General features: G+C 51.9%; 10 protein-coding genes. 7 read left to right on the top strand and 3 right to left on the bottom strand.

Translation table 11 applies throughout. The annotated features are described in order from the left end of the window. Positions 1-34 precede the first annotated feature (34 nt). The 4 genes from DUE52_RS00090 to lptB all read left to right on the top strand — a co-directional run bounded on the left by DUE52_RS00090 (position 35) and on the right by lptB (position 4,944). Positions 35-1,189 carry a T9SS type A sorting domain-containing protein gene (locus DUE52_RS00090; RefSeq protein WP_114403906.1) on the top strand — a complete coding sequence of 385 codons (1,155 nt, stop codon included), beginning with the start codon at positions 35-37 and terminating at the stop codon, positions 1,187-1,189. Between the two features lie 50 nt (positions 1,190-1,239). Then, a complete protein-coding gene (locus DUE52_RS00085) occupies positions 1,240-2,334 on the top strand; it encodes a T9SS type A sorting domain-containing protein (protein ID WP_133299731.1) in 1,095 nt (364 codons plus the stop codon). A gap of 96 nt (positions 2,335-2,430) precedes the next feature. Continuing rightward, a complete protein-coding gene (gene recJ, locus DUE52_RS00080; protein ID WP_114403904.1) occupies positions 2,431-4,164 on the top strand; it encodes a single-stranded-DNA-specific exonuclease RecJ in 1,734 nt (577 codons plus the stop codon). 48 nt (positions 4,165-4,212) lie between these two features. Continuing rightward, positions 4,213-4,944 (top strand): LPS export ABC transporter ATP-binding protein, encoded by a 732-nt coding sequence (gene lptB, locus DUE52_RS00075; protein ID WP_114403903.1) that lies wholly within the window; start codon positions 4,213-4,215, stop codon positions 4,942-4,944. A gap of 109 nt (positions 4,945-5,053) precedes the next feature. On the opposite strand, the gene recO is transcribed toward lptB, so the two are convergent. Then, entirely contained in the window at positions 5,054-5,746 is a 693-nt protein-coding gene (recO, locus tag DUE52_RS00070; protein WP_114403902.1) for a DNA repair protein RecO, read from the bottom strand. A 184-nt stretch (positions 5,747-5,930) separates the two neighbouring features. On the opposite strand from recO, the gene DUE52_RS00065 reads away from it, so the two are divergent. Both DUE52_RS00065 and DUE52_RS00060 read left to right on the top strand, forming a co-directional pair. Beyond that, entirely contained in the window at positions 5,931-6,785 is an 855-nt protein-coding gene (locus tag DUE52_RS00065; RefSeq protein WP_114403901.1) for a fumarylacetoacetate hydrolase family protein, read from the top strand. Positions 6,786-6,789: 4 nt separating this feature from the next. Continuing rightward, complete coding sequence (locus DUE52_RS00060) at positions 6,790-8,316, top strand: aldehyde dehydrogenase (NADP(+)) (RefSeq protein WP_114403900.1); 1,527 nt, start codon at positions 6,790-6,792, stop codon at positions 8,314-8,316. Between the two features lie 85 nt (positions 8,317-8,401). On the opposite strand, the gene DUE52_RS00055 is transcribed toward DUE52_RS00060, so the two are convergent. Beyond that, entirely contained in the window at positions 8,402-9,625 is a 1,224-nt protein-coding gene (locus DUE52_RS00055) for a DUF1501 domain-containing protein (RefSeq protein WP_114403899.1), read from the bottom strand. Between the two features lie 13 nt (positions 9,626-9,638). Further along, complete coding sequence (locus DUE52_RS00050; RefSeq protein ID WP_114403898.1) at positions 9,639-11,075, bottom strand: DUF1800 domain-containing protein; 1,437 nt, start codon at positions 11,073-11,075, stop codon at positions 9,639-9,641. 210 nt (positions 11,076-11,285) lie between these two features. Between DUE52_RS00050 and DUE52_RS00045 the strand changes: the two genes are divergently transcribed. Next, positions 11,286-11,984: a FadR/GntR family transcriptional regulator gene (locus DUE52_RS00045; protein ID WP_114403897.1), complete on the top strand. Its 699-nt coding sequence runs from the start codon at positions 11,286-11,288 to the stop codon at positions 11,982-11,984. The last annotated feature ends 97 nt before the right edge of the window (positions 11,985-12,081 follow it).

Below are 12,081 nucleotides of genomic sequence, written 5' to 3'. Positions count from 1 at the left end.
GAATTCGCATTTCGAACAGCTAAACTTCTGTGCTATGAAATACGGTTATCTGCTTTTCGCCGGGCTTCTAGCTCTGTTGAATTTGTCACCTGCTGTTGCGCAGGATCTGAATTTTGAAACTACAGCGCCACTTTATCCGGATGGAGCCACCTCTCATTCTTACATTGGCATAGGCACGCCGTCAGTTAATGTCGATATTAGCATCAGTGGGCCTGGTCAATTTTCAAATAGATCACCAAGAATAGCAGGTACAGGTTTTTATACTCCAGGCGTAGATTTCGACAGATCAAGCGATACAAAGAATTATAACTTTACTTTTGGCGATCCCGTAGTTGGTTTAGAATTTTCTTTGAATGCTCTTCAATACAACCTCACTATAACAAACCCTGATCACCGTTATCAAGATAAAATAACCATTATTGCCAGTGATGAATTTGGTAATCCTGTTACACCGGTTATCCCGGCTGGGGCCGGATACAGTGTTAGTGGTAATGAAATCCTGGCAACTTCATCCACCTCCTCAAGTGTTGATAAGGTATTCTTTCCGGAAAAGGTCAAAACCCTAACTATTATGTTTGGAAATGGGCCTTTAGCAGGCTCCAATCCGAATTTACAAGGTTTCACCATCGGTCACATGGATTGGTCCGGCGTCGTCTTGCCGGTTGAACTTGCTTATTTTCGGGCCAAACCCATCGGCAGTGTCGTTCAACTGACGTGGGAAACCACTTCGGAGCGAAATGCCAGCTATTTTTCGGTGGAGCATAGTTTAAACGTGTCTGACTTTACACCCATTGGCCGGGTAATGGCCAGCGGTGATGCGACCCGCCCACAATTTTACTCCTTTGTGGATGATCAGTCGCACCAGATGACCAATTATTACCGCTTGCAGCAGGTCGACAGAGACGGTTCGAAGCACTATTCCAAAATCATCGCCCTTCGGCACGACAACCGCCTGCCCGACCTTGCCGTTTATCCCAATCCGTCCGACGGTCATTCCGTGGGCTTGCAATGCAACGAACTCGATCCGGCCACCTTGCAATTGACCGACCTGACCGGTCAAAAAATAGCCTTTCGACTGGTAGAACCCACCACGGGTCAGATTAGGCTAATACCTCAAAAACCGCTGAAAACCGGCGTGTACATCCTGCATGCACCGGGTTTGAAGGCTGTGCATCTGCTGGTTCAATAACCAATCAGTACAATCCAATTCATTTCTCACGCTCTTTGAAACACCACACCATGCGACATTTTTTACGATTGATCAGTCTGGCAATTTTTATTTTCCTCGCGCCGAAACCGGTATTGGCACAAACTATTTATTCCCAGGATTTTACGTCTGGGCTGGGCGGGTGGGCGCCAAGCAGCGCAACGGCTATCGTTGTGAATTCCACTTCCTCAAGCGATACTTACACCACGCCATTTACCGCTTCGGGCGGCAATAATTTGTCTTTTGGCGAATGCGGAGGCAATACCGAGCACAGTGCCACATCGCCAACCATCAGCACCGTGGGGCAGACCAACATCATGGTCGGTTTCGGCCGTCGAAAAACGAACGCGTTTGGCCCACAGGTGGTCATTTTTGAATTCAGCACCGATGGGGGAACAAACTGGACCAGCATCTCCTCCGACGTTTCGAGCGTGGCAACGACCACCTGGGGATTATCGGTTTTTACGTTGCCTACTGCCGCTGAAAACCAGGCTAATCTGACTTTTCGTCTCCGGTATACGCCCCCGGCTGGGGCATCCTGTGCGACTGCCTTCCGAATCGATGATTTTACGGTAAGCTCGAATGGTACGCTTCCGGTCGAATTAGCCTATTTTAGAGGAACAGCAGAACGCAACGGCAATCAGCTTTCGTGGGAAACCGTCTGGGAGCGGGGAACCAGTCATTTTGTGATCGAACGCAGTACTGATGCCAAAGAGTTTGGTGCGATCGGGCAGGTGACAGCCGTTGGTAATGCCGCCAGCAAGCGGTTGTATACGTTTACCGATGGCGAACCCCTCGCCGGAACGAGCTACTACCGGCTTCGGCAGGTCGATCACGATGGGGCATCACAGGTTTCCAAAATGGTTTTTGTCAGTCGTTCCGAAGCGTTGTTCGTGGTTTGCGATAATCCAACGTCCGGAGACGAAATCCGGCTAAACGTTGCCAACGTCGATCCGGCCAGTTTGCAGTTCCTAACCACCACCGGCCAGTTCCTTACGTTTCAGTTGATTCAGTTGTCCGCAACCGATTGGCGGGTTCGTCCGGCTGTTCGGTTAAAACCGGGTTTGTATCTGCTTCGTGCCGGACAACAGAACCAGCAACGGACCGTTCGGGTTCTGGTCCGATAAAACCGTCGTTGGGAAAACCGGTAGCAAAACAGGCACCGTCTGGGTGACCTTGCTGATTTTTGTTTTCCGTACTCCCTTTTCTTTTTACTTTGCAGAATGAGTGAGAAACGCTGGCTATACCGACCGGTTCCGGAGTCACCGGAAGAGTTACTGGCGGTTGAAAATTTGACTCGCGAGCTGAAAGTAAATCCGTTTATGGCCATGTTGCTGGTCCAACGGGGGGTGCATACTTTTGACCAGGCCCGCACCTATTTCCGCCCCGAACTCCTACACCTCCACGACCCTTTTCTGATGAAGGACATGGACAAGGCGGTTCAGCGGTTGCAAATGGCGATGGTCAGGGAGGAAAAGATTCTGGTCTATGGTGATTATGACGTAGACGGAACGACCTCGGTGGCGTTGTTCTACGGCTTCATGAAAACCCTTTATCCTCATCTGGATTATTACATTCCCGATCGGTATAAAGAAGGCTACGGTATTTCGTCTCAGGGCATCGCGTGGGCGGCCGAAAACGGTTTTTCGCTGATTGTCAGCCTCGATTGCGGCATCAAATCCGTCGATCGGGTGGACGAAGCCCTGGAAAAAGACATTGAATTTATCATCTGCGATCACCACCGCCCCGGCGCCGAATTACCCCGGGCAGCGGCTGTGCTCGACCCCAAGCGTTCCGATTGCGAGTATCCCTACAAAGAACTGACCGGTTGTGGCGTTGGCTTTAAATTGCTGCAGGCCTTGTGTGTGTTCAAGGGAATTCCGCTGGATCGTTTGTTTGACTATCTGGACTTGCTGGCAATCAGCATCGCGTCGGACATTGTGCCGATTGTGGGCGAAAACCGGGTTCTGGCGTATTACGGACTCAAAAAGCTAAATGCTTCTCCCGGTTTTGGACTCCAGGCGCTCATCAAAGTGGCCGGATTTAGCTCCGAACTGGACATTACCAATGTGGTGTTCGGACTGGGGCCCCGGATCAATGCCGCCGGTCGGATCAAGCACGCCAAAGCCGCCGTCCAGTTGTTGCTGGCCGAAACCGAGGAAGAAGCCACCGACTTCGCGTTTGCCATTAATGAACACAACAACAGCCGCCGGCAATACGACTCCAGCATTACCGAACAGGCGCTGGCTATGATTCAGGGCGATGAATGGCTGCTGAACGCGAAAAGTACGGTGCTTTTTAACAATACCTGGCACAAGGGCGTAATCGGCATCGTGGCATCGCGCTGCATTGAAAAATACCACCGGCCCACCATTATTTTGACGGAATCGCACAACCGGGCGGCTGGCTCGGCGCGGTCGGTGCCGGGATTCGATGTCTACGAAGCCATTGAAGAATGTTCCGACCTGCTCGAACAATTTGGCGGTCACACCTTTGCGGCCGGTTTGACGCTTAAGCTGGAAAACATCAAAGCGTTTCAGCAAAAGTTTGAGGAAGTGGTGACCCGGCGCATTCAGGCGGAGCAACTGGTTCCGATGATTGAAATCGATTTGCCGCTTGATTTTGACGCCATCGACCAGAAGTTCTACAACGTTCTGAAACAAATGTCGCCTTTTGGGCCGCAAAATATGGCCCCGGTTTTTTCAACCAGCGAGGTGTTTCTGGTGGGAGAACCGTATATCATGAAGGAAAAACACCTGAAAATGACCGTACAGCAAGCCGGTTCGTACCAGCGGTTTACGGCCATCGGCTTTAACATGGCCCACCACGCCCTGTTTCTCCGGCGCGACCAGCCCTTTTCCATTTGTTACCAGATTGAAGAGAATAATTATAACGGGAACAAATCGTTGCAGTTATATTTGAAAGATATTAAGGCGACCGTGGGCGTTGAGCAATAGACAACGTCAGTCGCTGGGAAAACCGGCGACAAACGGAGCACGAAAACCATGATTCTTCGAACCGAAAATTTAGTTAAAAAATACGGCTCCCGGCTGGTCAACGACCGCGTTACCTACCAGGTCGAACAGGGCGAAATCGTCGGGTTGCTCGGCCCCAACGGTGCGGGCAAAACCACCTCCTTTTACATGGCGGTGGGCTTGATCAAGCCGAATAGCGGCAAAGTGTATCTGGACGATCAGGATATTACGAGCCTCCCGATGTACAAGCGTGCCCGGCTGGGAATCGGCTATCTGGCGCAGGAAGCGTCGATTTTTCGGGATTTGACGGTGGAAGAAAACGTGCTGGCCGTGCTGGAAATGACCGACCTGCCGCGGCAGGCGCAAAAAGACAAGGTGGAGCAGTTGCTGGAAGAATTCAGTCTGACGCACGTTCGCAAAAACAAGGGGAAAGTGTTGTCGGGCGGTGAACGCCGACGCACCGAAATTGCCCGGAGTCTGGCGGTTGACCCCAAATTTATTCTGCTGGACGAACCCTTCGCCGGGGTTGACCCCATCGCTGTCGAGGATATTCAAAGCATTGTCGCCCAGCTCAAACACCGGAACATCGGCATTCTGATCACCGACCACAATGTCAACGAGACGCTCTCGATCACTGACCGGGCCTATCTGCTGTTTGAAGGAAAAATTCTGAAGCAGGGTACTGCTGAGGACCTGGCGAATGACGAGCAGGTTCGGCGCGTGTATCTGGGGCAGAATTTTGAGTTAAAACGGAAGATTTGAAGAGGTTATTTCGCGGAGTTGAGCAGAGAAAAAGGAGTTAAGCAGAGAAAAATAATAACTCCGTTAAACTCCCTGTTTCTCCGCTTAACTCCGCGAAACAGCTCTTTTTTTAACTCAGCACCTCCCGCAGCACCGACAGCGACTTGATTTCTCCCAAACCGTCGATGTGAATCTGGTAAAACGCCACGAGTGCGTCCAGCAATTCAGCGCGGGTTGACCGGGAGATTTTGATGGGCGTGGCCAGTGGCTGGCGCAGGAAGTGATTCAGGGCTTTTTCGGCCGCATCGTCGGGCAAAAATGGGTATTTCTGTTCCTGCAATTGCCCTTCAAACTCACGGGCACTCGCCGGGCCAAACCCCAGAAAGGAGGCCAGTTTTAACAAAAAAGAAAGGTGAAAGTTCTCGTAGTCGGCTTCCGCTTCTTCCAGGTACAGAATACTGTCAACTAAAAAATAATACAACGCCTGGTTGCTGGCTTCTTCTTTCAGGGTTTTGGTCAACATTTCGCTAACAAACAACGCCATGCTGGATTTGGCAATGTCGAACGGAATGTGCTGAAACGGAAAATTGACCTTCACCTCCGAAAGCCGGTGCAAATCTTTGCCGGGTTTGTAATAAACCACCATGTCCAGCAAGGTCAAAGGCTGGAAAAAGGCGATTCGGTTGGTTTTGCTTTTGGCCGACCGTACTCCGTTGACGAGGTAGCTGTGTAACCCAAATTCCTCCGTGTAAATGCGGACAATAATCGACGTTTCGCGGTAGCGAAAATAACTCAGAACGATGCCTCGGGTTTTGTGGAGCATTTTTTCAGTAAAAAAATCTCAGCCGGCAATGGGTGTGGAAGGAGGGAATGGCCGGTTGAGCGCTGCTAATTCCATCCTAAATTAATGCCTTTTGCGCGATTTTCCATTCGAAATTTCTTAAAATCCTCCGTAAAAATGTCCATTTTTGCGGTCTTTAAGTCAACACTCAATTCCTTGATCCTTCATGAAACTGTACCGCACCCGCCAGGGCATCGTAGTTGAAGATAACCGCACCGACGGACCATCCCGCTTTCACCGCGCGCCGAGCGACGACTGGGATTACCTCGTTAACCAGGATGATCTGTTCCAATTTCTTCAACAGGAAATCCCTTCAACGGCCGCTTCCGACGAATACCGGGTCTGGACCGAAACCCAATTGTTACCGCCGATCAGCCAGCAGGAAATCTGGGCGTCGGGCGTAACCTACCTCAAAAGCCGCAACGCCCGCATGGAAGAGTCGAAAGATGCCGGGGGCGGTGATTTTTACGAACGCGTTTACGACGCCGAACGGCCCGAATTATTCTTCAAATCCACAGCCGCGCGGGCCGTTGGGTCGGGCGATGCGGTTCGCATCCGGAAAGATTCGGTCTGGAACGTTCCCGAGCCGGAACTGACGCTTTTCATTACCTCGAACGGAAAAATCGTGGGCTATACCGTTGGTAACGACATGAGTTCCCGGAGCATTGAGGGCGAAAATCCGCTGTATCTGCCCCAGGCCAAAACCTACGATGGCGCGGCTGCGATTGGCCCCTGTTTGTACGTTCCGGAAGCTCCGATTTCGCCCGAAACCATGATTAAAATTGAAATCCGGCGCAACGGAAAGGCGGTTTTTGACGAAAGCATTGCCATCAACCGCATGAAACGCCAGCACACAGAACTGGTTTCGTTCCTGTTTCGTGAAACTACTTTCCCCCAAGGGTGTTATTTAATGACCGGCACCGGCATTGTTCCCGGCGATGATTTTACGCTGGCGGTGGGTGACGAAGTACACATTACGATTGAAGGAATCGGTACGTTAGTAAATACGGTACAAAATTAGCAGCATGACTTTTCAAGCCATTAATCCGGCCACCGGCGAAGCATTAGACGGGGCCTTCAGTGAATCCACGAGTCAGGAAGTTGACCAGGCCTGCCAATTAGCAGCCGCAGCTTTTCCGATTTATCGCAAACTTTCGGGCGAAGCCAAAGCGCAGTTTCTGGAACGGATTGCCGATGAAATTATGGCCCTGGGGCCGGAACTGCTCGAACGCGCCAACCTCGAAACCGCCCTGCCGTTGCCCCGCCTGACGGGAGAACGCGGTCGGACCACTGGCCAGTTGCGGTTGTTTGCGCAATACCTCCGCGAAGGCTCATGGGTGGATGCCCGCATCGATACCGCCCTGCCCGACCGTCAACCGCTGCCCCGGCCCGACTTGCGGCAGATGCTGATTGCGCTCGGACCGGTCGGTATTTTTGGCGCGAGTAACTTCCCGCTGGCGTTTTCGGTGGCGGGTGGTGACACTACTTCGGCCCTGGCGTCCGGTTGTCCGGTGGTTGTGAAGGCGCATCCGGCGCACCCCGGCACCTCGGAACTGGTGGGTCAGGCTATTCGGAAAGCTGTTGAAGCCAGCGGATTGCCGGAAGGCGTTTTTCAAATGGTTCAAGGTACGGGTATTGACGTGGGAATGGCCATTGTGTTGCACCCGCAGATCAAAGCCATCGGGTTTACGGGGTCGTTTCGGGGTGGAAAGGCGATTTATGATGCCGCTGTCCGCCGTCCGGAACCCATTCCGGTTTATTCCGAAATGGGCAGTACGAATCCGGTATTTTTCCTGCCCGCCATTCTGAAACAGAAGGGTTTGGACTTGGCCAAAGCCTACGTCGATTCGGTTACGCTGGGTGTTGGGCAGTTTTGTACCAATCCCGGTTTGGCCATTGTCAAACAATCGGATGGAGGAGATGCTTTTGTGAGTCAGGCTCGTCTGGCGATGTCGCAGACGCAGCCGACGCCAATGCTGACGAAAGGAATTTATCAGGCGTATACGGCCGGGATTGAAAAGCTGAACTCCTTTTCGCGGGTTCTCATCGCCAGTAAATCCGAAACCGTCGTCGATGGTTTCGCGGCTGCCCAGCCGACGCTTTTATCGACAACGGCCGATGTATTACTGGAAAATCCGGAATTAACGGAAGAAGTATTCGGACCCAGCAGCTTGTTGGTGACGGCCGATACGAAAGAAGAAATGCTGGCGGTGGCGCAGGGGTTGGAAGGCCACCTGACCGCGACGGTGTACGGAACACCCGAAGAATTGCTGGAATACGCTGATTTACTGGAAATTCTGGAGCAGAAAGTCGGCCGGGTACTGATCAACGGTTTTCCGACCGGGGTGGAAGTGAGCCACGCCATGAACCACGGTGGGCCGTATCCCGCCACCACCGACGTTCGCTCGACCTCGGTGGGTACGAACGCGATCCGGCGGTTTGCACGTCCGGTTTGTTACCAGAACTTCCCGGATGCGTTATTGCCTGATGCACTGAAAGCCGATAACCCGCTGGCGATCTTTCGATTGGTGGATGGGTCGTGGCAGAAATAAGAATTAAAATTGTTTCGCAGAGTTAAGCGGAGTTAAAAAGAGTTTATCAGAGAAAAAACTCTGCGTAACTCCCCTTTTTCTCCGCTTAACTCCGCGAAACAACTTTTAGAGTTTCAAACTGCCGCCCTAAAACCGCCTGATCATCGACTTTCAGCCAGTCGCGGAGCAAGGTCGCATAAATGCTCCGGAAATCGACGGTATATTTCAAATCCCCTTCATCCAGGTTCGTCAGGTTCGGTGCTTCGTTGAAAACCCGGCCCGGGGTGAGTCCTCCGCCAATCAGAAACAGGTTGTTGGCCGTGCCGTGGTCGGTGCCGTTGCTGGCGTTCTGCTTCACCCGGCGACCAAATTCCGAGAAGGTCATCAACAGCACGTCGTTTAGCTTTCCGTTGGTTTTCAAGTCTTTGGTAAAAGCCGCTACGGCTTCGGCATACTGACGCAACAGCCGTTCCTGCTGCCCCGGCTGATTGATGTGCGTATCAAATCCCGAAATGGAAATGTAATAGACGTTCGTGTTGACGCCCGACGTAATCAGTTCCGAGACGGTTTTGAGTCGGTTGCCGAGTTCACTGGCCGGATAGACGGTTTTCGTGTGCGTGACTTTCGACTTGTCGTAAATAATTTCCGCCGACGAAGCGGTCTCGGCCAGGGTTTTATACAAATACGAAACGTTCGGGTGCGAGGCTACTACCTCCGCAGCGGGCTTTATGTTGGAAAGCTCGGCTACCAAACCGCTGCGGGTCTGGTTGTATAGTTTCTTCGGGTCGAGCAATGCCAAACCGTTCAGATCCTGGCCTTTCAGAGCCAGACTCAGCGTATCATCCACCTCGATCGCCCGGTGCGCGATGCAATCGTTCCCCTGGCAGTTGGCATCCAGATAGCGTCCTAACCAGCCCGTTGTCAGGTATTTATCCGAATCGCTGGCGGTTTGCCAGATGTCCATCGAGCGAAAGTGGGAACGGTCGGGGTTCGGATAGCCGACGTTGTTGACCACCGTTACCAAACCGTCATCGTAGAGACCTTTCAATGCTTCGAGGGCCGGATTAAAACCAATTTCGTCGTTGAGTTTCAACACTTTTTCCGGAGCAATGGCAATTGTTGGCCGTTCGCGGTAATAAATGTCATTGCGGAAAGGTACGACGGTATTCAACCCATCGTTGCCGCCCGACAACTGAACGATCACCAGCGTTTTGCCCACAGGCTGGTTCAATCCCAGATGCTTGCTTTCATATGCCTTCAGGAAGCTGGGAATCAGCATGGTTCCTACTGTGGCAAAGGCCGACTGTTTGAAAAATTTCCGACGGTGCATGGGTTGAATGGTTTTAACACAATTGATATTCAGGTAAGGAGAGCAGCAGGGCTGTTAGGGTTCGGATTTGTTCACTGCGGGGGGCTTCTTTTTTTACTTTTGTCAAGAGTAAATTCCGTTGCGAAGGACTCAGGGGTTGCGGCAAAAAATACAAAGCCAGTTCGTCTAACAAGTGTTCCTCGCTGCCTTTCTGGAAGGCTTTTTCGAAGGTCGACCAGTCGATGGTGGAGGCAAACAGGCGGTTTACTTTTCGGGCGAGCAGGGCCGTATTCACGTCACCATCGTCTTTGGGTTTGATCGTCACTTCACCGGCTTTCAGTACCAGATCGGGGAGTTTCATCCGGAACAGCAGGCTCGAACTGTCGATCCAGTTGCGTCCGCCCGGCCAGCCAGCCACGTTCGGCGGATAGAGCAAAACCTGTCCCAATGTGCGCTGAACGTATAAAATCGGCTGTTTTTGTTCAAAATGAATCCCGAGACTGTGTTGCATGCCAGCCAGTAGTTCTACCGGCGATTTGATGTGCGCCCCGATGTGTTTCGGATCATAAAACCAGTCGCTCGTGAAAATCGTCTCCAGCAAACCGGCTGTGTCGTAGCCGCTCCGGTAAAACTGGTCGGCCAGTTGACTGATCCGTTGCTGATCTGCCGAATCCGTGGCGATTTCATCGGTAACCAGAAACCGGTAGAGTTTGGTGGTCACGAAAGTGGCGGTTTCTTTCCGTTCCAGCAGGAGTTTGATGATGTCGTCGCCCTGGAAATTTCCGGTTTTTCCGAACACGGTTTTTTCGCCCTCGTCGTGTACATTCCGACGAAAAACAAACTCGCCCTGTGGATTGAACCCCCAGCCAGTGAAAGCCCGGGCCGCTTCTTTGATGTCGTGTTCGGTATAGTTGGCGCGACCGAGCGTAAACAATTCCATCACCTCGCGGGCAAAATTTTCGTTGGGTGCGTTCTTGCGGTTTTGCTGGTTGTTCAGGAATTGCAGCATGGCCGGGGATTTCGAAACCGCCATCAGCAAATCGCCGAAGTTGCCCAGCGCCTTTTCACGAATAAGGTTCGTATACTGCTGCACCATCCGGACGTTGTTCTGATTGCGACAGGCAAAATGGCCGTGCCAGAACAGTGCCATTTTTTCCCGCAAGGCCGCCCGGCCCGAGGTCATTTGTTCCACCCAGCGCACATTCAGATCGCGGATGGATTCCCGGTTTTCGCGGATGCGGTCTTTCAGCATATCGCGGGTTAGCTGGCCTTCTTTAAACCGGTTTTTTAGCTCTTTTTTGTCGGGTTGGTCATCAGCGACTACCGACAGGGGTGTAAACGCCTGGCTGTCGGTGAACAACTGGCTCACTACTTTTCGCAGCGGCTGGCGATCAGCCTCCCGCAGTTGGGCTGGGGTGGCACCAAAACCCGCCCGCCAGAAGAGATGTTGCTTGTTGACTCGCTCCTTCATAAATCCGTATTTCGGGTTTGGACAAATCAAACGACCAGAAGTTTAGTCTTTAGCTGTTTTAGTTACAAACCAAAAGGATTTACCCGCTGGTTGCAGCTTTATAGGATGGCCTAAAAAGTTTCTGATCACCCGAGCTTGTTGGAATGTACTACATATCTTTTTTTATAATACCTTAGTTTTTCAAAAGGCACACCAACACGTGCATAAAAAATGGAAAAAGTAGAATCTTCGCTGGGGATGTTGCCCATTATTTCAACCTCCATGGCGGATCAGGTTGAGTTACGGCTTCGTGAATACATAGCCAACAAAGCCTTCAAACCGGGTGACGCGATTCCGAAGGAAATTGAACTGGCCGAAGCGCTGGGTGTCAGCCGGAATGTGGTGCGTGAGGCCCTGAGCCGGTTTCGGATGCTGGGCATCATTGAAACCAAAAAACGGAGGGGGATGATTCTGGCGCAGCCCGACATCCTGAGCGGACTGGAGCGCATGATGCAGCCGCACATGCTGGGAGCCGACACCCGCAAGCAGATTTTTGAGTTCCGGCTGGTGCTGGAAGTAGGGCAGGCGGCTTTGCTGTTTGCCCGCAAAACCGAGGAAGGCATTCAGAAACTTCAGGAGGTGGTGAAGCGGGAAAGTCAGGTGAGTTCCATACCGGAAAAGGTCGAATGCGAAATCGCATTTCACTCCACCTTGTATGAAATGGCCGGGAATGAAACCATCAAACGGTTTCAGACGATGCTGATGCCGGTTTTCGAATACGTAGTTGAATACGAAACCAGCCACCAGTTTCACGCCGTCGGTTCCGTCACGCACCAGGACCTGATTAACATCCTGAAAACCGGCACACCAGCCGAATTTGCCAGTGGAATGCTGAAGCATCTGGAACCGCATTTTGTGTTGCTCTCCTGAAAAATTGTACTTCCAGTATACGGGATACGCTTTTCTGTTGTTTATTTAAAATAAATCTAAATTAAGTTGTCAGGTACGCGATCAGGGCTTTTCTTTG

Origin of the sequence: Larkinella punicea (genome assembly GCF_003334855.1) — a bacterium.
In the GTDB taxonomy this organism is placed as follows: domain Bacteria; phylum Bacteroidota; class Bacteroidia; order Cytophagales; family Spirosomataceae; genus Larkinella; species Larkinella punicea.
This window is presented reverse-complemented; position numbering and strand designations above follow the sequence as displayed.

Coding starts and splice junctions, on each gene's coding strand:
- DUE52_RS00090 (WP_114403906.1), top strand. CDS start 35: ATGAAATACGGTTATCTGCTTTTCGCCGGGCTTCTAGCTCTGTTGAAT.
- lptB (WP_114403903.1), top strand. CDS start 4,213: ATGATTCTTCGAACCGAAAATTTAGTTAAAAAATACGGCTCCCGGCTG.
- DUE52_RS00045 (WP_114403897.1), top strand. CDS start 11,286: ATGGAAAAAGTAGAATCTTCGCTGGGGATGTTGCCCATTATTTCAACC.
- DUE52_RS00060 (WP_114403900.1), top strand. CDS start 6,790: ATGACTTTTCAAGCCATTAATCCGGCCACCGGCGAAGCATTAGACGGG.
- recJ (WP_114403904.1), top strand. CDS start 2,431: ATGAGTGAGAAACGCTGGCTATACCGACCGGTTCCGGAGTCACCGGAA.
- DUE52_RS00085 (WP_133299731.1), top strand. CDS start 1,240: ATGCGACATTTTTTACGATTGATCAGTCTGGCAATTTTTATTTTCCTC.
- DUE52_RS00065 (WP_114403901.1), top strand. CDS start 5,931: ATGAAACTGTACCGCACCCGCCAGGGCATCGTAGTTGAAGATAACCGC.
- DUE52_RS00055 (WP_114403899.1), bottom strand. CDS start 9,625: ATGCACCGTCGGAAATTTTTCAAACAGTCGGCCTTTGCCACAGTAGGA.
- DUE52_RS00050 (WP_114403898.1), bottom strand. CDS start 11,075: ATGAAGGAGCGAGTCAACAAGCAACATCTCTTCTGGCGGGCGGGTTTT.
- recO (WP_114403902.1), bottom strand. CDS start 5,746: ATGCTCCACAAAACCCGAGGCATCGTTCTGAGTTATTTTCGCTACCGC.